This is a genomic window from Acidovorax sp. GW458-11-26-14-TSB4 (genome assembly GCF_059423865.1).
Genome location: NZ_JBWKYR010000010.1, coordinates 104,514 through 124,350 on the forward strand (window position 1 = coordinate 104,514; position 19,837 = coordinate 124,350).

A 19,837-nucleotide genomic window follows, 5' to 3' on the forward strand; every position below is an offset into this window, starting at 1 on the left:
GCGCACAGATCAAGGCGTTTTTTCGACCACGCAGAAGCTGGCGGCATAGTCCGTCTCGTCGGTCACGCTCAGGTGGGCCTGCAGGCCGCGCTCCTCGAACCACACCTTGAGTGCGCCATGCAGCACGATCACGGGCTGGCCCGAGGCGAGCTTGGCGACTTCGCAGTGGCGCCAGGTCATGGGCATGCGCATTCCCAGGCCGATGGCCTTGCTGAAGGCCTCCTTGGCGGAAAAGCGGGTGGCCAGGTAGCGCAGGCCGCGGTCGGGCCAGCGGGCGGTGCGGGCGCGCCAGGTGGCGAGCTCGCCCTCGGACAGCACCTTCTCGGCAAACCGGTCGCCGTGGCGCTCCAGGCTGGCCTTGATGCGGCGCACGTCGCAGATGTCGGTGCCGATACCGTAGATCATGGCGTGCAGCGCTCAGGCAGCAGCATCGATGCAGGCGTTGTACGCCTGCACGGTGGCGGCGTAGCCCAGCTCCAGCGCATCGGCGATCAGGGCATGACCGATGGAGACCTCGAGCACGCCGGGCACACCGCGCACGAAGGCCCCGAGGTTGTCGCGGTTGAGGTCATGGCCGGCATTGACGCCCAGCCCGGCATCCAGGGCAGACTGGGCGGCAGCGCGGTAGCGCTCCAGCTGCACGGGCTGGTCTGGAGTGCCCCAGGCGGCGGCATAGGGCTCGGTATAGAGCTCGATGCGGTCGGCGCCCACGGCCTTGGCAGCGGCCATGGCCTCGGGTGTCGGGTCCATGAACAGGCTGACTCGCACACCCAGGGCCTTGCATTCGGCAATCAAAGGGGCCAGGCGCTCGGCGTCCTGCGGAAAGCTCCAGCCGTGGTCGCTGGTGAACTGGTCTTCGCTGTCGGGCACGAAGGTCGCCTGGTGCGGGCGCACCTGGCGGATGAAGTCCATGAGGTTCTGCGACGGGTTGCCCTCGATGTTGTATTCGCGGTCGGGCCAGGCCTTCATGAGCTCGGCCAGCTCGTAGACGTCATGGCTGCGGATGTGGCGTTCGTCCGGGCGGGGGTGCACGGTGATGCCCCGGGCACCCGCTTCAAGGCACAGCTGCGCGGCACGCGTGACGCTGGGAATGCCCAGGTGGCGCGTGTTGCGCACCAGGGCGACCTTGTTGACGTTGACGGACAGGGCGGTGCGGTGTTGTGCCATGGAGGAGGTGGAGATCAAAGGGAGATCAGAGGGCCTGCAGATCCATCATGAGCTGGCGGGTGCGCAGCACGGGACTGCCGCAATGGTATTGCAAGAGCGCCCTGAGCTGGGGTTTGAGCTCGGCGGCCACGGGCGCGCAGGCGCGCAGGGTGGCGGTGTAGCCGGTGTCGAGCGCGGCCTGTAAGCCCGTCCACTGGCTTGCAGGCAAGGCAACGCGATCGCCCGCCGAGGCCCTGCGCAGCCCGCCTTCGGCCACCAGGGTGTAACGCATGGCCGCCTGCAGGGGCTCGAAGGTCATGGTCTCAGCGTCCAGGCTGGGCAAGAGGCCGATCTCGCGCAGCAGCAGCAGCTCGAAGCTGCGCAGCACCGGTTCGAGCGCATCGCCATGCTCGCTGGCCAGCACGCGCACCACACCGGCATAGGCGTCAAAGAGCGCGGCATGCGCATCGGCCCGCGCAAGCAGGCGCAGCAGCAGTTCGTTGAGGTACATGCCCGACAGCAGGGCATCGCCCGTGGGCATGACATGCCCGCCCACCCACTCGGCGCCCTTGAGGGTGTGGATGTCGGCCGAGCCATCGCCCGAGAGCGTGTAGGTGAGCAAGAGCGGCTGCAGGGGCAGCAGCACCGGGCGGAAGTTGGAGGTCGGCTTCTTGGCACCCTTGGCGACCAGGGCCACGCGGCCCTGGCGGCGGCAGAACACCTCCAGGATCAGGCTCGACTCGCTCCAGTCGTAGCTGTGCAGCACGAAGGCGGGTTCATCGGAAACGCGCTTGGCAACGGCCACGGGCGGCTTTCGTCAGGCCGCAGGCGCACCGAGAACCGGGGCGGCGGCCATCCTCACTCGTAGCCGAACGAGCGCACGCGCGCCTCGTCGTCGGCCCAGCCCGAGCGCACCTTGACCCAGAGTTCCAGGAAGACCTTGGCGTCCATGAGCTTCTCGAGCTCCTGGCGCGCCTCGGTGCCGATGCGCTTCAAGCGCTCGCCCTTGTCGCCGATGACCATCATCTTGTGGTTGTCGCGCTCGACCACGATGGTGGCGGCGATCTTGACCAGGCGTTTGTGCTGCTTGCTGGCTTCTTCGTCGAACTTGTCGATGACCACCGTGGAGGTGTAAGGCAGTTCGTCGCCCGTGAAGCGGAACAGCTTTTCGCGCACGGTCTCGCCGGCCAGGAATTTCTCGCTGCGGTCGGTGAGTTCATCCTCGCCGTACCACCAGCCCTGCTCGGGCAGGTACTTGGCACAGATGCCGAACAGCCTGTCGATGTCGCCCTTGTTCTTGGCCGACATGGGCACGAACTCGGCAAATGGGTGGCGCTCCTGCATGCTCTTGAGCCAGGGCGCGAGTTCGGCGCGGCGGTTGACCATGTCGAGCTTGTTGGCCACCAGCAGCGTGGGAATGCCGGGCTTGAACAGGGACAGCACCTTGGCGTCTGCCAGCGTGAAGTTGCCGGCTTCGACGACAAAGAGGATCAGGTCCACGTCGCCGATGGCGCCCATGACGGTCTTGTTGAGCGACTTGTTGAGCGCCGTGGCATGGCGGGTCTGGAAACCCGGGGTATCGACGAAGACGAATTGGGTCTGCTCGCGCGTGCGGATACCGGTGATGCGGTGGCGCGTGGTCTGCGCCTTGCGCGAGGTGATGCTGATCTTCTGGCCCACCAGGGCATTGAGCAACGTGGACTTGCCCACATTGGGCTTGCCGACGATGGCGATCACACCACAGCGCTGGCCCTCGACGGCGGCCGGCACGCGCGCCCCGGCCAGCATCGCCTCCAGGTCGGCAGGCGACTGGGCGCCCGTTGGCGGCTGGCTGGCATCGCCGGCCGGTTCGTTGGTGGCGTCGTCGTTCATAGGTTCTTTGCTTTCAGTGTAGCCAGCATGGCGGCCGCAGCGGCCTGCTCGCCGGCACGGCGGGAACCGCCGATGCCACGCTCGGTCAGGCCCAGTTCGGGAATATCGCACTCGACGTCAAAGGTCTGGCGGTGCGCCGCCCCCACGGTGGCCACGACGGCATACTGCGGAAGCTTCATTTTGCGGCCCTGGAGCCACTCCTGCAACGCGGTCTTGGCGTCCTTGGACGCGGCCTGCATCTGCGGGTTGATCTCCACTCCCTGGAACAGGCGGTGCACCAGGGCCTCGGCCTTGCCATACCCGGCATCGAGGTACACCGCACCGATCAGCGCCTCCAGTGCATCGGCGAGGATCGAGGGTCGCTGGTGGCCGCCGGATTTGGACTCGCCTTCACCCAGGCGCAGCACCTCGGACACGCGCAGGCGCAGCGCCAGTTGGTGCAGCGTGTCCTGCTTGACCAGGTTGGCCCGCACGCGCGAGAGATCGCCCTCGGGCAGGGACCCCAGGCGCTGGTACAGCAGGCTGGCCACTGCCAGGTTCAGGACGGAGTCCCCGAGAAACTCCAGCCGCTCATTGTGGTCGGCCGAAAAGCTGCGGTGCGTGACGGCGCGTTGCAGCAGGGAAGCATCGGAAAAAGGGTGCTGCAGGCGATCCTGCAGCGCTTGGAGACTCGGAGGCACTACTTGGTCTGTCCCTCAAGGCGGTAGACAAGATAGGCCGGACCCGCCAGTGCGATCTCGCGCGAATACTTGAAACTCACGATGTTCTTGTCGCCGCGCTTGGTGATTTCCAGGTCCTTGCCCTTGATGGAACTGATGTCGTCGATGGCGCCGGCACGGTCAAACGCACCCCGGATGCCTGCAACCGTCGTCTCTTCCCTGGCAGCCTTCGCGGCGGCCTTGTTGATCGCCTGGTACTCGATGAAGATGGGTACGGACTGGCCGCCGATGGCAAACGCGGCCACGCAGATCAGGCCGATGAAAATCACGCCGATGAACGACAGGCCACGCTGGCGCGAGCGGCTGGCGAAACGATGGTTATGCATGCTCTCCCCTCTCGGTGTTGATGGAAATGGGCTATCGGTCAATGAAAAGGCCCGATGCGCTTGAGATTACCGAAATTCATCCAGACAAAAAAGGCCTTGCCGACAATATTGGCGTCCGGCACAAAACCCCAGTAGCGGGAATCCAGCGAATTGTCGCGGTTGTCCCCCATCATGAAATAGTGGCCCTCGGGCACCTTGCAGACCACCCCTTCGACACTGTAGCGGCAGTTCTCGCGGTAGGCAAAATTGCTCGCACCCTGGATGAAAGCGGGGACCTCGGGATTGTTCAACAGCCGGTGGGGCTTGCCGTCCACCTGCTCCTCCAGCTGCTTGAAGTAGCGCATGGTGTCTTCCTCGAAGAAATCCGGGGCGTTGGTGGTGGGCACTGCCTGTCCATTGATCGTGAGGCGCTTGTTCAAATAGGCCACTTCGTCGCCCGGCACACCGATCACGCGCTTGATGTAGTCGAGGTTGGGCTGGGGCGGGTAGCGGAACACCATGACATCGCCGCGCACCGGCTTGTTGCCCTCGATGATCTTCGTGTTGATCACCGGCAGGCGCACGCCATAGGTGAATTTGTTGACCAGGATCAGGTCGCCCACCAGCAGCGTCGGAATCATCGAGCCCGAAGGAATCTTGAAGGGCTCGAACAGGAAGGAGCGCAGCAGGAACACCGCCGCAATCACCGGAAACAGCCCTGCCGTCCAATCCAGCCACCAGGGCTGCATCAGCAGGCGCCCCTGGGCCTCCTGCACGTCCACATCCACCTTCTGGATGCCCATGCGGTCCAGTTCGGCCCGCCGCTGCACGGCCGCGTCTTCGATGGCCTGGGCCGCGCGGCGGCGCCGGGGCAGAAAGTACAGGCGTTCCGCGAGCCAGTAAGCGCCCGTGACCACGGTGGCCAGGAACATCAGCAGCGCGAAATTGCCCTCGATGGCACCAAAGTACCAGGCACCGACATAGCCCAAGAACGCCGCCAGGACGGCAGCTGTCAAAATTTCCATGAACCGCATCAATCTTCCACCTGCAAAATGGCGAGGAAAGCCTCCTGCGGCACCTCGACCGAACCGATCTGCTTCATCCGCTTCTTGCCCGCCTTCTGCTTTTCCAGGAGCTTGCGCTTGCGCGTGATGTCGCCGCCATAGCACTTGGCCAGCACGTTCTTGCGCAGCGCCTTGATGGTCTCGCGCGCGATGATGTTGGCACCGATGGCGGCCTGGATGGCCACGTCGTACATCTGGCGGCTGATGATCTCGCGCATCTTGCCGACCACGGCCCGGCCGCGGTACTGCGACTGCGAGCGGTGCACGATGATGGACAGCGCGTCGACCTTCTCACCATTGAGCAGGATGTCCACCTTGACCACGTCGGACGCACGGTACTCCTTGAACTCGTAGTCCATGGAGGCGTAGCCGCGCGAGACGGACTTGAGCTTGTCGAAGAAGTCGAGCACGATCTCGCCGAGCGGCATCTCATAGGTCAGCATGACCTGGCGGCCATGGTAGGCCATGTTGATCTGCACGCCGCGCTTCTGGTTGGCCAGCGTCATCACCGGGCCCACGTAGTCCTGGGGCATGTACAGGTGCACCGTGACGATGGGCTCGCGGATTTCCTCCAGCCGGCCCTGGTCGGGCATCTTCGAAGGGTTCTCGACCATGAGGATCTCGCCGTCCGCCCGGACCACCTGGTAGACCACGCTCGGCGCGGTGGTGATCAGGTCCTGGTCGAACTCGCGCTCCAGCCGCTCCTGCACGATCTCCATGTGCAAAAGGCCCAGAAAGCCGCAGCGGAAGCCGAAGCCCAGCGCCTGGCTGACCTCGGGCTCATAGTGCAGCGAGGCATCGTTGAGCTTGAGCTTTTCCAGCGCGTCACGCAGCGAGTCGTACTCGCTGGCTTCCGTCGGATACAGGCCGGCGAACACCTGGGGCTGGATTTCCTTGAAGCCCGGCAGCGCTTCGTCGGCAGGGCCGGCATTGTTGGGCAGCTTCTTTTCGAGCGTGATGGTGTCGCCCACCTTGGCGGCCTGCAGCTCCTTGATGCCGGCGATGATGTAGCCCACCTGGCCTGCATCGAGCGAATTGCGCGGCTCGTTGGCGGGGGTGAAAACACCCAGGTTGTCCGCGTTGTACACAGCCCCCGTGGCCATCATCTTGATGCGCTCGCCCTTGAGAAGGCGGCCATCGACGACGCGCACCAGCATCACCACGCCGACGTAGCTGTCGAACCAGCTGTCGATGATCATCGCGCGCAGCGGACCATCGGCGTTGCCGCGCGGAGCGGGCACCTTGGCCACGATGGCTTCGAGGATCTCGTCGATGCCCATGCCGGTCTTGGCCGAGCAGGGAATGGCATCGGTCGCATCAATGCCGATCACGTCCTCGACCTCGGCCTTCGCGTTGTCCGGATCGGCGTTGGGCAGGTCCATCTTGTTGAGGACAGGCACCACTTCCACACCGAGGTCCAGCGCGGTGTAGCAGTTGGCAACGGTCTGCGCTTCCACACCCTGCGACGCGTCAACGACGAGCAGTGCGCCCTCGCACGCAGACAGCGAGCGGCTCACCTCGTAAGAGAAGTCCACATGGCCTGGCGTGTCGATCAGGTTGAGGTTGTAGACCTGCCCATCACGTGCCTTGTATTGCAGTGCTGCGGTCTGTGCCTTGATGGTTATCCCACGCTCTTTTTCGATGTCCATCGAGTCCAGAACCTGGGCCTCCATATCGCGGTCCGCAAGGCCACCGCATCGCTGGATCAGGCGGTCGGCCAGCGTCGACTTGCCATGGTCGATGTGCGCAATGATGGAGAAATTTCTGATGTGGTTCATCAACGGGAAGCGTCAAGTAATTGAATTAAAACGGCGCGCACAAGAAAAAAGGGCGCGTCGAGTGGCGACGCGCCCTGAACCAACAATCATTGGCAACTGCGATAGTTGGATCTTCATTGTAGGCAAAAAGCGTGTCGGGAGCAGCCCGGCACTGGCAGGAAAAGGGTCGTTGCCTGACTGCAACACGGATTTTATACACAGTTTATTCACAGATCCAGTCCACGCAGTCCTGAACAACTTGTGGGTGAGCTGTGGATCAGCTGTGCATGAAACCGGGGCATCCCGCATGGTGGAGCAGGAGCCGTTCAATATGCACATAACAATTGAACAGACCCCTGCATTCTATCGAAACTGGTTGATGCCCCACTTCAGAAGTTAGCGAGCGCCAACCTCTCAATTTTTTTTCAGCCCACGGTTCCTGCGCGGTTTTTCGGCAAAGCCCCAGTGCAGGCAGAGGGAATAGACGCTTGCCATCACCCCTTTGCCAACCTGGAGCATGCGAGCCCCGGCCCTCAGCGCAGAGGGCGGATCACCGCGTACTGGGCCCATTCGCCGCGGCGATAGAGCACGCTCAGGGGCTTGCTCTTGTCCGCCTTGGAGACCACCGCCTCGAAATCCTTGAGACCCGAAATCTCCGTGTTGGCAACCGAGAGGATCACGTCGCCTTCGCGCAGGCCTGCGCGCGCAGCGGCGTCGGTGGCCGTCGCCACGGCCACACCGCCCTTGAGCTTGAGTTCCTTTTTCTGCGCCTCGGTGAGTTCGAGCACGGACAGGCCGAGCTGCTGGCCAATCGAGGAAGCCTTGGGCTTTTCTTCCCTTTCGACCGCCTTGGCTGCCGGCTTGTCGGGCTCGATCTCGGCAATGGTGATGGACAAGTCGCGCGCGCTGCCACGGCGGAATACCGTGATGGAGCTCTTGGTGCCGGGCTTGGTGTTGCCCACCAGGCGCGGCAGATCGGCCACTTTCTCGATGGGTTTGCCATCGAAGCGCGTGATGATGTCGCCTGCCTCGACGCCCGCCTTGTCGGCGGGCGAACCCGATTCCACTCCCGTCACCATCGCACCTTGCGCCTTGCCCAGGCCAATGGTTTCGGCCACATCCTTGCTGACATTGCCGATCTGCACGCCAATGCGGCCGCGCGTCACGCGGCCCGAGGTGCGCAGCTGCTCGCTCACGCGGATGGCTTCGTCCATGGGAATCGCGAACGAGATGCCCATGAAGCCGCCCGAGCGCGAATAGATCTGGCTGTTGATGCCCACGACCTCGCCGCGCATGTTGATCAGCGGGCCGCCGGAGTTGCCGGGGTTGATGGCCACATCGGTCTGGATGAAGGGCAGGTAATCACCCGTGTCGCGCGCCTTGGCGCTCACGATGCCGGCGGTGACGCTGTTTTCCAGGCCGAAGGGCGAGCCGATGGCCATCACCCACTCGCCGACCTTGAGGCGGCTCACGTCGCCCACCTTCACGGCCGGCAGGCCGGTGGCCTCGATCTTGACCACCGCCACGTCGGTGCGCTTGTCCGCACCCACGACACGCGCCTTGAACTCGCGCTTGTCGGTCAGTGTGACGATGACCTCGTCGGCCCCATCGATCACGTGGGCGTTGGTCATCACGAAGCCATCGGTCGTGAGGATGAAGCCCGAACCCACGCCACGCGGCTGCGCCTCCTCGTCCTGCTGGGGGCGCTGTGGCCGCTGCTGGCGCGGCATGTTGGGAATCGGGACACCGAAGCGGCGGAAGAACTCCAGCATCTCCTCGTCCATGCCATTGGCCGAGCGATCCGATGCCTTTTCACGCGTGCGGATGTTCACGACCGATGGACCGACCTGGTCCACCAGATCGGTGAAATCGGGCAAGCCGCGCACCACCGCAGACTGCGCCATCGCCACCTGCGGCGGCAGAACAGCGACGCTGGCCACCGTTGCCACTATGCCCGACATGGCCAGGGCGCGCAGCGTACTCCAATCAAACTTGGACATCATCGACCTTTCATGAAATGTGGGGAACGTCAAAAATCTGTCACTGCATGTGAAAGGAGGATGGGCAATTGGTTCCCGAAACCCCCTTCATGCCGGCGCGCGAGGGCCTGGGTTCAGCGCGCTCGCTCCAGCGCCCCGACGAACAGGCGCAGCGTCTGCATCGGCACCTCGCCCACCGCGGTCACCCAGGCATCGGGCACCATGCGCTGGCCCAGCATCTGAGTGGCCCCGACACTGCCCAGCTGGCCCTGCGTGCCGTGGCGCTGCAGATCGAAGGGCTCCACGAACAGCGACACCGTGGCCAGGCCATCGGAGTACAGACACTGCAGTACCGCAGGCGCGCCGGCGGGCGCTGCCGCCGCCCTCTTGTGGCAACTCTGGGCCACGAAGCCCGCCACCGGCTGGCGCAGGCGCCACCCCTCCTCCTGCGCCGTGGTCTTGACCACAGCCGGCGCGATCACCTTGTAGCCCGAGACATCGTCCATCATGCGCGCAAGCTTGTCCATGGGGACAGAAGCATGGAGATCGAGCTCGGAGAACGCCGCCTGCTCGAGCACCCTGCCGTCCGTGGCGAGGGTCTGCATCTTGACCACCAGACCCGACTCCCTTTCGCTCCAGATGCGGTAGCCAAAGCGCAGGGGATCGAGCGGCTTGAACCAGACCACGTCGGCATCCAGCCCCGCCACGCGCTCCTGGCCCAGCATCTGGGCTTCATAGTGTTTTGCCAGGGACGCGCCCTGCACCGAAGGCAATTGCGGGAACAGGCCCCGGGCATCCCCGCGCTCGGTGCGCACGGTGCGCTCCTCCGGCAGGAAAGTGCGCACCTCGTCATTGCGCCGAAAGACCTTGCGCGGCTTGCCGCTCAGTCCGTCCACGCGCTCGAGCTGCTGCTTGCCATCGCAGGCATTCCAGATGCGCGAGCTGAACATGGCCCCCGAAGAGGACAGCACCACGAAGGTGCCGACGTAGGAACGGTTGCGTGGCGCCTGGTGCATGCGCTCGATCCACTGGCCGATGTCCCGGGCCGGGGTCACCACCGACATCGGCGGCAAGGCCGATCCTGGCGGCGGCTGCACGGAAGACTGGGCATGCACGCCCGCCACCAACCCCAGGCCGGCATACACCCACACGGCCGCGTTGGCGAACACCTTGCGCCACCGCAGTGTTCCAGCGGTACCCACGGCGGAGAAATCAGGCATCAATCCCATCCCGAGGCAGCACGCAGTTGTCAGCGGCCAGGCGTCGCAAACGTGGCGTTGCGCAGAAAACCTGCCGGCATCTGCAGCGCAGAGGTGCTGCCAAACTGCTTGTGGGCTGCCAGCAGCTCATCCAGGCGCGGATCGCGGATCATGACCTGCTGCCCTTCGCTGTCGGCCACGGCGACCAGGGGCGCAGAGGGCGGCGTGCCCTGGGAAACCTGGCCCGCCTGGATCACAGGGACCCCGACCGCTGCCATCTGCGCGCCAGCAGCACTGCCACCACCTTGCAGCACGCCGACGGACGACCATCCAATGGCTGCCACGGCCGCCAGGGACGCCACGCCAGCCACCATCTTCCAGCGGAACACCGAGGCATTGGCCGCGGGCGACTGCGCCTGCGCCACCACGGCCAATCCAGGCTCCGGTGCCAGAGCCACCGGACGCTGCACCGGTGCCTCCTGGGCGATCTGGTCGCGCAGGCGCGACAGCAGAAGATTGCTGCCACCTGCAGGCGCCATGTCGCTCGAACGCAGCACGTCGCCCACCAGGTGGTACAGCTGCCATGTGGCCATACCTTCGTCGTCGCCCGCGCACTGCATGGCGTCCGCAAATGCATCGCCATGCAATTGGCCATCGGCCAGGGCCGAGATTTTTTCGCGCTTCGTCGTCGTCACATCATTGTTCATGGTCTCACCTGCATATCCGTCACCAGACACTGCTTCGCCCTTGCCGTGCACCGCACCACCACCATCACCACCTTTTTCCCGTCTGGTTTTCCAGCATCGGGCGCACGCGGGCCGAAATCGCCTCCCGCGCACGGAAAATACGCGACCGCACCGTCCCGATGGGGCATCCCATGGCCGCTGCAATCTCTTCGTAACTGAGCCCTTCGATCTCGCGCAGCGTCACCGCCTGGCGCAAATCCTCGGGCAGCGCCTCCATGGCGGCATTCACCGCCTGGGCAATTTCATTGGCGGCGAGCACCGTTTCGGGGGTCTCGTCGCTGGTTAGTTCGTGTCCGACACGAGAAGTTTCATCTTCGTCATCCGCCCCGCGCAGCGCATTCTCCGTCACCACCGGATTGCGCTTCATGTCCATCAGCGCCTTCTTGGCCGTATTGACGGCAATCCGGTACAGCCAGGTATAGAACTGGGCATCCCCACGGAACTGGTGCAGCGCGCGGTAGGCGCGGATGAAGGTTTCCTGCGCGATGTCCTGGATGATGTCGGTGTCGCGCACCATGCGGCCGATCAGGCGCTCGATGCGGCGCTGGTACTTGATGACCAGCAGTTCGAACGCCCGCTGGTCGCCCGCTACCGTGCGCTCCACCAGTTGCAGATCGCTGTTGTCGGGTGTGGGAGGCGGCGTTTGGTCAGTCATCAGGTCTTGTGCGGGCTCACGCCTGTCGGCTGTGGATCGGCGCGAACTCGCTGGCACTCGCAGTGCCCGATCCGGCGCGCGAATATACCGCACGGCGCAGATCATCCCAGCGTTCCGGTTGCCGGCTGCGCTCCAGCCATAGCCAGATCCGCGGCCGCCCGGCATCGCCACTGGTACGCAGCCACAGGTGGTGCTGCAGATCCCCCTGCACTTCGGGCGTGCCGCGCAGCACCTGGGGATGCCGACCGGGGACCAAGGGGTCCAGCGCCAATTGCTGGCCATCCCAGCACAGTTCCCCGCAAAACTGGCCATGCCACCAATGCCATGCACCTGCCGCGGCGGCCAGCCAGCATACCGCGGCAGCAATGGCAACCGCCGGGCCCTGGCGGCTCCCCTGCAACAGCCAGGCCATCAGCACTACCAGCCCAGCTGCCACGACAGCGGCCAGCACGCCCCCCACAATGCCGCTGCGCCGCGCGGGAAAGCGCACGGCAGGGGCTCGTCGTGCTGCCGTATTCATGAAAGACGCCAAAAGGACTGCAGGAATGCCATCGTTTCGCAGTGTGCCGCAAACCCGAGCCCTGCGCATGCGACCAGGAAGTCCGCAGCGGCACAGCCGCGCGCGGACAGGGCGGCTCGCCGCTCAGACCCGCTTGAACACCAGCGAGCCGTTGGTTCCGCCAAAGCCGAAATTGTTCTTGAGTGCATAGTCCATCTTCAGATCACGGGCCGTGTTGGCACAGTAATCGAGATCGCACTCGGGATCCTGGTTGAACAGGTTGATGGTAGGTGGCACCTTCTGGTGGTGCAAGGCCAGCACCGTGAACACGCTCTCGATCCCGCCAGCGCCGCCCAGCAGGTGGCCCGTCATGGACTTGGTGGAACTTACCACCGTCTTGAAGGCGTGTTCGCCCAACGCATTCTTGATGGCATTGGTTTCGTTCAGGTCGCCCAGCGGCGTGGACGTGCCATGCGCGTTGAGGTAGTCCACCTGCTCGGGATTGATGCCCGCGTTGCGCATCGCGCCGATCATGGCGCGGCGCGGGCCATCCATGTTCGGGGCCGTCATGTGGCCCGCATCGGCACTCATGCCGAAGCCGCTGAGCTCGGCGTAGATCTTGGCGCCGCGCGCCTTGGCATGCTCGTACTCCTCGAGCACCATCACGCCGGCCCCCTCGCCCAGCACGAAGCCGTCGCGGTCCTTGTCCCAGGGGCGCGAGGCCGTCTTGGGATCGTCGTTGCGGGTGGACAGCGCACGCATGGCCGCGAAGCCCCCGATGCCCAGAGGGGATACGGTCGACTCCGTGCCGCCCGCGATCACGACATCGGCATCGCCGTACTCGATCATGCGGCCGCCTTCGCCAATGCAATGCAGGCCTGTCGTGCAGGCTGTCACGACCGCCAGGTTCGGCCCCTTGAAGCCAAAACGCATGGACACGTGGCCCGCCACCATGTTGATGATGGACGCAGGCACGAAGAACGGCGTGATGCGCCGTGGCCCACGGTTCGTCAGCTCGGCATGCGTATCCTCGATCATCGGCAGGCCGCCGATGCCGGAGCCGATCACGCAGGCGATGCGCGTGGCGAACTCTTCGTCCAGCGCCTCGCCGGTGGGCAGGCCCGCATCCTGCACGGCCTGTGCGGCAGCGGCAATGCCGTAGTGGATGAAGGTGTCCATCGAGCGCGCATCCTTGGCGCTGATGTACGACTCCAGGTCAAAGCCCTTGACTTCCCCTGCAATCTTGCAAGAGAAGTTCGACGCGTCGAACTTGGTGATGAGGTCGATACCGGATTGTCCGGCAAGGAGATTGGCCCAGGCATCTGCCACCGTGTTGCCCACGGGACTGATGCAACCCAGGCCGGTCACGACGACGCGACGACGGCTCATGCGTAAAACCTTCTGCTGATCGCTCAAGTCAGGCGCAAAGCGCCGCTCAGGCCTTCTGGTGAGTGTTGGCGTAATCGATGGCGTTTTGCACCGTGGTGATCTTTTCGGCGTCTTCGTCGGGGATCTCGATGCCGAACTCGTCTTCCAAGGCCATCACCAGCTCCACCGTGTCGAGCGAGTCGGCACCGAGGTCTGCCACGAAGGCCTTTTCATTGGTGACTTGAGACTCTTCCACACCGAGTTGTTCGGCAATGATTTTTTTGACGCGTGCTTCGATATCGCTCATGGTTTCCCTCTGGGGGTTGTGAATGAATCCGCGATTCTAGCTGCTTAAGGTAAAGCCCCTCAGCAGCCCGCCGTCCGGATGAACCGGCGTTATCTTTCAACAATTACATGTACATGCCGCCATTGACATGCAACTCCTGCCCGGTCACATAGCCCGCCTCGCGCGAGGCAAGGTATGCGACCGCATGTGCAATGTCCGAAGGCTTGCCCAGATGGCCCAGCGCAATCTGCGTTTGCAGGGCTTTTTGCTGCTCTTCGGGCAGGCCGGCCGTCATGTCGGTCTCGATGAAGCCGGGGGCCACGCAATTCACGGTGATGCTGCGGCTGCCCAGCTCGCGCGCCAGGGCTCGCGTCATGCCGGCCACGCCGGCCTTGGCAGCGGCGTAGTTGGCCTGTCCCGGATTGCCCGATGCACCGACCACGCTGGTGATGCTGATGATGCGCCCGAAGCGCTGCTTCATCATGGGACGGATGGCCGCACGGCTCACGCGGAACACGGCCTTGAGGTTGGTGTCCAGCACCGCATCCCAGTCATCGTCCTTCATCCGCATGGCCAGGGTGTCGCGCGTGATGCCGGCATTGTTCACCAGCACGTGCAGGCCGCCCTGCTGCTTGACGATGGCGTCGATGGTTGCCTCGATGGCCGCGCCATCGTTCACATTCAGGTTGACCCCCTTGGAGCCGGGGTAAGCCGCCAGGGCCGCAGAGATGCGGGCAGCACCTTCATCGGTGGTGGCCGTGCCGATGACCTGGTAGCCGCGCACGGCCAACTCCAGTGCAATCGCCGCGCCGATGCCGCGCGAGGCGCCGGTGACCAGGGCCACCTGGGCGGCTTGTTGAACAGACTCCGTCATGCCAGCAACTCCCGTGCTTCGGCCAGCGAGGCCGTGTCAAATACTGCGGCACCAACCAGCTCGGGGTCGATGCGCTTGGTCAGGCCGGCCAGCACCTTGCCAGGGCCGCACTCCACGATATGCGTCACGCCACGCGCCTTGAGCGCCTGCACGCACTCCACCCAGCGCACGGCCCCGAAGGCCTGGCGGTACAGGGCGTCGCGGATGGCATCGGCGTCTTCACGTACGGCCACATCCACGTTGTTCACCACCGGAATGGCAGGCGCGGCCAGCGCCACGCCGCCCAGCGCCTCACGCAGCTTCTCGGCTGCGGGCTTCATCAGGCTCGAATGGAAGGGCGCCGAGACCGGCAGAGGCAGTGCGCGCTTGGCGCCATTGGCCTTGAGCACTTCACAGGCCTTGTCGACGGCCGCCTTGGTGCCCGCGATCACGGTCTGGATGGGATCGTTGAAATTCACGGCCTCCACCACTTCGGCAGTGCCAGGCCCGAAAGAAGCCGCCGCCTCCGCACAGCCTGCAATGACCTTGGAAGCCTCCATGCCCAGGATGGCTGCCATGGCACCCGTGCCCACGGGCACGGCTTCCTGCATGGCGGCAGCGCGCAGGCGCACCAGGGGTGCAGCCTGCGCCAGCGTGAGCACGCCCGATGCGACCAGCGCCGAGTACTCACCCAGCGAATGGCCCGCCAGGGCCACCGGTGCGGCGCCGCCTTCGGCACTCCATACGCGCCAGGCGGCCACACCGGCCACCAGCATCACCGGCTGCGTGTTGGTGGTCAGGGCCAGCGCCTCCTTGGGGCCATCCTTGATCAACTGGCCAAGGTTCTCGCCCAGCGCATCGGACGCCTCGCGCAGGGTTTCTGCCACCACGGGGTGGTCGCCCCAGCCATCGAGCATGCCGACCGACTGCGAGCCCTGCCCGGGAAAAACAAATGCAAATGACTTCATGCCAGCACAAATAGAGAGAGGGAATGGAATCCTGCAGGCCGCCCAACGCGGCCAGCTAGAACTTCAGGAGCACGGCACCCCAGGTGAAGCCGCCGCCCACGCCTTCGAGCAGCAGCGTCTGGCCCTTCTGGACCTGGCCGCTGCGCACGGCATGGTCCAGGGCCAGTGGAATGGACGCAGCGGACGTGTTGCCATGCTGGTCCACCGTGACCACCACCTTGTCCATGGGCAGCTTGAGCTTGCGCGCCGTGCCCTGCATGATGCGGATGTTGGCCTGGTGTGGAATGAGCCAGTCCACATCGGCTTCAGCGAGGCCCGCCTTGGCCAGCACGGCATGGGCAGCCTTCTCCAGCACGCCCACGGCCAGCTTGAACACCGCCTGCCCATCCATCTTGAGCAGCGGGTCGCCCAGCACATTGCCACCCGAAACATTGCCCGGCACGCACAGGATGCCGACATGCTTGCCGTCGGCATGCAGGTCGCTCGACAGGATGCCCGGCGTCTCGGACGCTTCCAGCACCACGGCGCCAGCGCCGTCGCCGAACAGCACACAGGTCGTGCGGTCCTTGAAATCCAGGATGCGGCTGAACACCTCGGCACCGACCACCAGGGCCCGGCTGGCAGCGCCCGTCTGGATCATGGAATCGGCCACGGCCAGTGCATAGACGAAACCGCTGCACACGGCCTGCACGTCGAAGGCCGGGCAGCCGTTGGCACCCAGCTTGTTCTGGAGAATGCAGGCCGTCGAAGGAAACACCATGTCCGGCGTGGACGTGGCGACGATGATCAGGTCGATGTCCTGCGCCTGCAGGCCCGCCGCCTGCAGCGCATTGCGGGCGGCCTCCAGGCCGAGGTCGCTGGCCGCCACATCGGGGGCTGCAAAATGCCGCGCCCGGATCCCCGTACGCTCGACGATCCACTCGTCGGAAGTTTCGATGCCGTCACGGGCCAGCAGGTCCACGAAGTCGGCATTCGTGAGCCGGCGCGGTGGCAGATAGCTGCCAGTGCCGGTGATGCGGGAATAGCGTCTCATTATTAATGTGTAATCGCCGCAGCGGGCCTGGACTGGGCATCGGCAGGGGCCAGGAGAGGCGCTGCGTGCGCAATCCGGGTCCGGACACGGTCGAGCAGGTTGTTGCGGGCTGCATCATACGCCCGGTTCAAGGCCTGCTCGAAGGCCATGGCATCGGCCGAGCCATGGCTCTTGAACACCAGTCCGCGCAATCCGAGCAGGGCCGCACCGTTGTAGCGCCGGTAGTCCATGCGGGTCATGAGCGCCTTTAACACCGGATAAGCGATGATGGCTGCAGTTTTGGTGAAGATGTTTTTGGAAAACTCATTCTTGAGTCCCCCGATCACCATGGCCGCAACCCCCTCGCTGGCTTTGAGCGCCACGTTGCCGACAAACCCGTCACAGACCACGATGTCCACTGTGCCCTTGAAGATGTCATTGCCTTCCACGTTGCCATAGAAGTTAAGGTCACCCGCTTCGGCCGCAGATCGCAGCAGTTCACCCGCTTTTTTGATGATTTCGCTGCCCTTGATGATCTCTTCACCAATATTGAGCAGGCCGACGGTGGGCTCCCTGCCATCATCGCGCAGGGCGGACACCAGCGCCGAGCCCATGACCGCGAACTGCAGCAGGTGCTCCGCCGAGCAGTCCACATTGGCCCCCAGGTCGAGCACCGTGGTCGCGCGCCCCTGGTTGTTGGGCAGCTGGGTGGCAATCGCGGGGCGGTCGATGCCGTCCAGGGTCTTGAGCAGGTAGCGCGCAATGGCCATCAGGGCGCCGGTATTGCCGGCCGAGACGGCCGCCGCAGCCGTGCCCTCCTTGACCTGCTGAATGGCCACACGCATCGAAGAGTCTTTTTTTCGGCGCAGGGCCACCTCGACAGGGTCGTCCATGGTCACCACCTCGGTGGCAGGGACGATGGTGGCACGCTCGTGGGAGAACTCGCGCAGGCTATCCGCCAGGCCGACCAGCAGCAAGCGGGCATCCGGGTGATTGCCAAGGAACTGACGGCACGCCGCGAGCGTGACGCGGGGGCCGTGATCGCCCCCCATGCAGTCAACAGCCAGTGTGATCATGGGCGACTTGTCCAACCCACTGACAGGGCCGGAAGTTGGATACAACAGTCAAAACAAAGGCCCGCGCTACAGATTTAGTAGCAACGGGCCTTTGAGGGGTAGTGAAGCTTAGGCTTCAGACTTGTTCTTGAGCACCTGGCGGCCACGGTAGAAGCCGTTGGGACTGATGTGGTGGCGCAGGTGGGTTTCGCCGGTGGTGGGTTCCACAGCAATGCCTGGCACATTCAGGGCATTGTGCGAACGGTGCATACCGCGCTTGGAAGGGGACTTTTTGTTTTGCTGAACGGCCATGATGGCTCCTGGTCTTAAATAGGTTGGTAAATACGCGATGGGCCCATAGAAGACACGAGGGGATTCGCGCGAAGCCCTCGATTATAGCCCAAATGAATTCAGTGCCTCTTACTGTCTTTTTTGAGGCCGGCAAGGGCAGCGAAAGGATTGGGCTTTTCCGCGTTGGCTTCCTCGAAATCGTCGTCTGACGATGCCAGCGGAACGGCCGTGGGGCACTCGTCGTGCTTGGGCACCACGGGCAGCGCCATGAGCAATTCGTCTTCGATCAGCTCGTGCAGATCGAATTCGCGACTCATGGCCAGGAGGTCTTCCTCGCTCTCATCGTCCAGAGCGTCGGCCGTGGCCTCATCGGCAACGAAGCGGAACGAACGATCCACCTCCAGCGGCACATCCACCGGCGTGAGGCAGCGCTGGCACTCCATGGGGAACGTAGCGCGCACCTTGAGCACCAGCCACACCTGGCTGGCACCGCCGAGCGCCGTGCGCACTTCGCCCTGCGCCTGCCAGTCCACCAGCAGATCGGGATGCAGCCCCCGGGCCTCCTGGGCCAGGCGCTCATACTTCAAAAGGGAATCATGGCCGGCCAGGCGCGCGCCAGCCAAGGCGAAGGCCTTGACGTCGAGCCGGTCTACTGAGAATTCCTTGGTCATGGCGGCAGTGTAAGAGAATCAGCGAATGCATCAATCCCCCGCCCCGCAACGCCCTGTGGTATTGGGCTCCACCTCCCGCTACCGGCGCGAGCTGCTGTCCCGCCTGAACCTGCCGTTCGAGATCGCCTCGCCGGACGTGGACGAGACCCCCACCCCAGGTGAAGCCCCGCGCGATCTGGCCCTGCGCCTGGCCCTCGCCAAGGCCCACGCGGTGGCGAAACAGCACCCCGAGGCCGTGGTCATCGGTTCCGACCAGGTGGCCGACCTGGCCGGCCAGCCCCTGGGCAAGCCCGGCACCCATGAGCGCGCCGTGCAGCAACTGCGCCAGATGCGCGGACAGACGGTGATTTTCCAGACCGCCGTGGCCACCGTGTGCCAGGCCAGCGGCTTCGAGCAGGTGGACATCGCGCCCGTGGAAGTGCGCTTTCGCGACCTGTCGGACGATGAGATCGAGCGCTACCTGCGCGCCGAGCAGCCCTATGACTGCGCCGGCAGCGCCAAGAGCGAAGGCCTGGGCATTGCCCTGCTCGACGCCATCCACAGCGACGACCCCACCGCCCTGATCGGCCTGCCGCTGATCCGCACCTGCCGCATGCTGCGCGCTGCCGGGGTGGTCCTGCCATGAGCACCGGCACGCTGTACCTGGTCCCCGCGCCGCTCGACTTCGGCTGCGACACGGAAATACCGCTGGACCAGGCCCTGCCCAGCGGCACCCTGCAGCAGGCGGCACGGCTCACCCACTGGGTGTGCGAGAACGCCAAGAGCACCCGCGCCTACTTGAAGCGCATCGACGCCCTGCACCCGCTGGCCGTGCCGCTGCAGCAGCAGCAGATCACCGAGCTGCCGCGCGAAGTGCACAAAAAGGGCGACCATGGCGACAAGGGCTCGGCCCACTTTGACGCCAAACCCTTGCTGGCGCCTGCGCTGCTCGGCCATTGCCTGGGCCTGGTCAGCGAGGCCGGCATGCCGGCCGTGGCCGACCCGGGCTCGTCCGTGGTGCGCGCCGCGCACGACCTGGGCATTCCTGTCGTGCCCCTCGTGGGCCCGGTTTCGCTGCTGCTGGCCCTGGCCGCCAGCGGCTTGAACGGCCAAAGCTTTGCCTTTGCCGGCTATCTGCCCCAGGACGGGCAGGAGCGCACGCAGCGCATCCGCGAACTCGAATCGCTGGCCCTCAAGACCGGCCAGACGCAGCTGTTCATCGAAACGCCCTACCGCAACCCCGTGCTGTGGCAGGCGCTGGTGCAGACGCTGCAGCCCCACACCCGCCTGGCACTGGCCAGTGGCCTCACACTGCCCAGCGCAGAGATCCGCAGCCAGCTCGTGCGCCAGTGGCGCGCAGAGCCCCTGCTCCCCAGCAACCGTACGCCCATTGTGTTCGCCCTCGGCCGCTGA

General features: G+C 64.8%; 23 protein-coding genes. 2 read left to right on the top strand and 21 right to left on the bottom strand.

Going from position 1 to position 19,837, the window contains the following annotated elements:
• Positions 1-9 precede the first annotated feature (9 nt).
• The 21 genes from acpS to AC07X5_RS20300 form a co-directional block, all read right to left on the bottom strand.
• The gene (gene acpS, locus AC07X5_RS20200; RefSeq protein ID WP_409964365.1) at positions 10-405 is read right to left on the bottom strand and encodes a holo-ACP synthase; all 396 of its coding nucleotides are present in this window, start codon (positions 403-405) and stop codon (positions 10-12) included.
• Positions 406-417: 12 nt separating this feature from the next.
• Complete coding sequence (locus AC07X5_RS20205) at positions 418-1,167, bottom strand: pyridoxine 5'-phosphate synthase (protein ID WP_494771570.1); 750 nt, start codon at positions 1,165-1,167, stop codon at positions 418-420.
• A 25-nt stretch (positions 1,168-1,192) separates the two neighbouring features.
• Positions 1,193-1,951, bottom strand: a complete 759-nt coding sequence (gene recO, locus AC07X5_RS20210) for a DNA repair protein RecO (protein WP_494771571.1) — start codon at positions 1,949-1,951, stop codon at positions 1,193-1,195.
• Positions 1,952-2,004: 53 nt separating this feature from the next.
• Complete coding sequence (gene era, locus AC07X5_RS20215) at positions 2,005-3,018, bottom strand: GTPase Era (RefSeq protein WP_494771572.1); 1,014 nt, start codon at positions 3,016-3,018, stop codon at positions 2,005-2,007.
• Positions 3,015-3,698: a ribonuclease III gene (gene rnc / locus AC07X5_RS20220; RefSeq protein ID WP_494771573.1), complete on the bottom strand. Its 684-nt coding sequence runs from the start codon at positions 3,696-3,698 to the stop codon at positions 3,015-3,017. The genes era and rnc overlap by 4 nt, the downstream gene beginning before the upstream one ends.
• Positions 3,698-4,063: a DUF4845 domain-containing protein gene (locus tag AC07X5_RS20225; RefSeq protein WP_494771574.1), complete on the bottom strand. Its 366-nt coding sequence runs from the start codon at positions 4,061-4,063 to the stop codon at positions 3,698-3,700. The genes rnc and AC07X5_RS20225 overlap by 1 nt, the downstream gene beginning before the upstream one ends.
• 38 nt (positions 4,064-4,101) lie before the next feature.
• Positions 4,102-5,076: a signal peptidase I gene (lepB, locus tag AC07X5_RS20230; protein ID WP_494771575.1), complete on the bottom strand. Its 975-nt coding sequence runs from the start codon at positions 5,074-5,076 to the stop codon at positions 4,102-4,104.
• Positions 5,076-6,884 carry a translation elongation factor 4 gene (gene lepA / locus AC07X5_RS20235; RefSeq protein WP_409964358.1) on the bottom strand — a complete coding sequence of 603 codons (1,809 nt, stop codon included), beginning with the start codon at positions 6,882-6,884 and terminating at the stop codon, positions 5,076-5,078. The genes lepB and lepA overlap by 1 nt, the downstream gene beginning before the upstream one ends.
• A 512-nt stretch (positions 6,885-7,396) precedes the next feature.
• Positions 7,397-8,863: a Do family serine endopeptidase gene (locus AC07X5_RS20240; protein ID WP_494771576.1), complete on the bottom strand. Its 1,467-nt coding sequence runs from the start codon at positions 8,861-8,863 to the stop codon at positions 7,397-7,399.
• 113 nt (positions 8,864-8,976) lie between these two features.
• Entirely contained in the window at positions 8,977-10,062 is a 1,086-nt protein-coding gene (locus tag AC07X5_RS20245; RefSeq protein WP_494771577.1) for a MucB/RseB C-terminal domain-containing protein, read from the bottom strand.
• A 29-nt stretch (positions 10,063-10,091) separates the two neighbouring features.
• The gene (locus AC07X5_RS20250; RefSeq protein ID WP_494771578.1) at positions 10,092-10,748 is read right to left on the bottom strand and encodes a sigma-E factor negative regulatory protein; all 657 of its coding nucleotides are present in this window, start codon (positions 10,746-10,748) and stop codon (positions 10,092-10,094) included.
• Positions 10,749-10,812: 64 nt separating this feature from the next.
• On the bottom strand, positions 10,813-11,442 hold the full coding sequence (gene rpoE, locus AC07X5_RS20255; RefSeq protein ID WP_494771579.1) for an RNA polymerase sigma factor RpoE: 630 nt from the start codon (positions 11,440-11,442) through the stop codon (positions 10,813-10,815).
• Positions 11,443-11,458: 16 nt separating this feature from the next.
• Positions 11,459-11,932: a hypothetical protein gene (locus AC07X5_RS20260; protein ID WP_494771580.1), complete on the bottom strand. Its 474-nt coding sequence runs from the start codon at positions 11,930-11,932 to the stop codon at positions 11,459-11,461.
• Between the two features lie 153 nt (positions 11,933-12,085).
• The gene (gene fabF, locus AC07X5_RS20265) at positions 12,086-13,330 is read right to left on the bottom strand and encodes a beta-ketoacyl-ACP synthase II (RefSeq protein WP_494771581.1); all 1,245 of its coding nucleotides are present in this window, start codon (positions 13,328-13,330) and stop codon (positions 12,086-12,088) included.
• 46 nt (positions 13,331-13,376) lie between these two features.
• Positions 13,377-13,616, bottom strand: a complete 240-nt coding sequence (gene acpP, locus AC07X5_RS20270; protein ID WP_003058049.1) for an acyl carrier protein — start codon at positions 13,614-13,616, stop codon at positions 13,377-13,379.
• A 103-nt stretch (positions 13,617-13,719) separates the two neighbouring features.
• Positions 13,720-14,469 carry a 3-oxoacyl-ACP reductase FabG gene (gene fabG / locus AC07X5_RS20275; RefSeq protein ID WP_409955419.1) on the bottom strand — a complete coding sequence of 250 codons (750 nt, stop codon included), beginning with the start codon at positions 14,467-14,469 and terminating at the stop codon, positions 13,720-13,722.
• Positions 14,466-15,416: an ACP S-malonyltransferase gene (gene fabD, locus AC07X5_RS20280; protein WP_494771582.1), complete on the bottom strand. Its 951-nt coding sequence runs from the start codon at positions 15,414-15,416 to the stop codon at positions 14,466-14,468. Before fabD ends, fabG begins: the two co-directional genes overlap by 4 nt.
• A 55-nt stretch (positions 15,417-15,471) precedes the next feature.
• Entirely contained in the window at positions 15,472-16,449 is a 978-nt protein-coding gene (locus AC07X5_RS20285) for a beta-ketoacyl-ACP synthase III (RefSeq protein WP_409955422.1), read from the bottom strand.
• Between the two features lie 2 nt (positions 16,450-16,451).
• Positions 16,452-17,504, bottom strand: a complete 1,053-nt coding sequence (gene plsX / locus AC07X5_RS20290) for a phosphate acyltransferase PlsX (protein ID WP_494771583.1) — start codon at positions 17,502-17,504, stop codon at positions 16,452-16,454.
• A 108-nt stretch (positions 17,505-17,612) separates the two neighbouring features.
• Positions 17,613-17,795, bottom strand: coding sequence for a 50S ribosomal protein L32 (gene rpmF / locus AC07X5_RS20295; RefSeq protein ID WP_005794249.1), 183 nt, complete (start codon positions 17,793-17,795; stop codon positions 17,613-17,615).
• A gap of 98 nt (positions 17,796-17,893) precedes the next feature.
• Positions 17,894-18,445: a YceD family protein gene (locus tag AC07X5_RS20300; protein ID WP_409955425.1), complete on the bottom strand. Its 552-nt coding sequence runs from the start codon at positions 18,443-18,445 to the stop codon at positions 17,894-17,896.
• A 25-nt stretch (positions 18,446-18,470) separates the two neighbouring features.
• Between AC07X5_RS20300 and AC07X5_RS20305 the strand changes: the two genes are divergently transcribed.
• Both AC07X5_RS20305 and AC07X5_RS20310 read left to right on the top strand, forming a co-directional pair.
• On the top strand, positions 18,471-19,070 hold the full coding sequence (locus AC07X5_RS20305; protein WP_409955427.1) for a Maf family nucleotide pyrophosphatase: 600 nt from the start codon (positions 18,471-18,473) through the stop codon (positions 19,068-19,070).
• Positions 19,067-19,837, top strand: coding sequence for an SAM-dependent methyltransferase (locus AC07X5_RS20310; RefSeq protein ID WP_494771584.1), 771 nt, complete (start codon positions 19,067-19,069; stop codon positions 19,835-19,837). The genes AC07X5_RS20305 and AC07X5_RS20310 overlap by 4 nt, the downstream gene beginning before the upstream one ends.

Coding starts and splice junctions, on each gene's coding strand:
- acpS (WP_409964365.1), bottom strand. CDS start 405: ATGATCTACGGTATCGGCACCGACATCTGCGACGTGCGCCGCATCAAG.
- AC07X5_RS20205 (WP_494771570.1), bottom strand. CDS start 1,167: ATGGCACAACACCGCACCGCCCTGTCCGTCAACGTCAACAAGGTCGCC.
- era (WP_494771572.1), bottom strand. CDS start 3,018: ATGAACGACGACGCCACCAACGAACCGGCCGGCGATGCCAGCCAGCCG.
- AC07X5_RS20225 (WP_494771574.1), bottom strand. CDS start 4,063: ATGCATAACCATCGTTTCGCCAGCCGCTCGCGCCAGCGTGGCCTGTCG.
- lepB (WP_494771575.1), bottom strand. CDS start 5,076: ATGCGGTTCATGGAAATTTTGACAGCTGCCGTCCTGGCGGCGTTCTTG.
- lepA (WP_409964358.1), bottom strand. CDS start 6,884: ATGAACCACATCAGAAATTTCTCCATCATTGCGCACATCGACCATGGC.
- AC07X5_RS20240 (WP_494771576.1), bottom strand. CDS start 8,863: ATGTCCAAGTTTGATTGGAGTACGCTGCGCGCCCTGGCCATGTCGGGC.
- AC07X5_RS20245 (WP_494771577.1), bottom strand. CDS start 10,062: ATGCCTGATTTCTCCGCCGTGGGTACCGCTGGAACACTGCGGTGGCGC.
- AC07X5_RS20250 (WP_494771578.1), bottom strand. CDS start 10,748: ATGAACAATGATGTGACGACGACGAAGCGCGAAAAAATCTCGGCCCTG.
- rpoE (WP_494771579.1), bottom strand. CDS start 11,442: ATGACTGACCAAACGCCGCCTCCCACACCCGACAACAGCGATCTGCAA.
- fabF (WP_494771581.1), bottom strand. CDS start 13,330: ATGAGCCGTCGTCGCGTCGTCGTGACCGGCCTGGGTTGCATCAGTCCC.
- acpP (WP_003058049.1), bottom strand. CDS start 13,616: ATGAGCGATATCGAAGCACGCGTCAAAAAAATCATTGCCGAACAACTC.
- fabG (WP_409955419.1), bottom strand. CDS start 14,469: ATGACGGAGTCTGTTCAACAAGCCGCCCAGGTGGCCCTGGTCACCGGC.
- fabD (WP_494771582.1), bottom strand. CDS start 15,416: ATGAAGTCATTTGCATTTGTTTTTCCCGGGCAGGGCTCGCAGTCGGTC.
- AC07X5_RS20285 (WP_409955422.1), bottom strand. CDS start 16,449: ATGAGACGCTATTCCCGCATCACCGGCACTGGCAGCTATCTGCCACCG.
- plsX (WP_494771583.1), bottom strand. CDS start 17,504: ATGATCACACTGGCTGTTGACTGCATGGGGGGCGATCACGGCCCCCGC.
- rpmF (WP_005794249.1), bottom strand. CDS start 17,795: ATGGCCGTTCAGCAAAACAAAAAGTCCCCTTCCAAGCGCGGTATGCAC.
- AC07X5_RS20300 (WP_409955425.1), bottom strand. CDS start 18,445: ATGACCAAGGAATTCTCAGTAGACCGGCTCGACGTCAAGGCCTTCGCC.
- AC07X5_RS20305 (WP_409955427.1), top strand. CDS start 18,471: ATGCATCAATCCCCCGCCCCGCAACGCCCTGTGGTATTGGGCTCCACC.
- AC07X5_RS20310 (WP_494771584.1), top strand. CDS start 19,067: ATGAGCACCGGCACGCTGTACCTGGTCCCCGCGCCGCTCGACTTCGGC.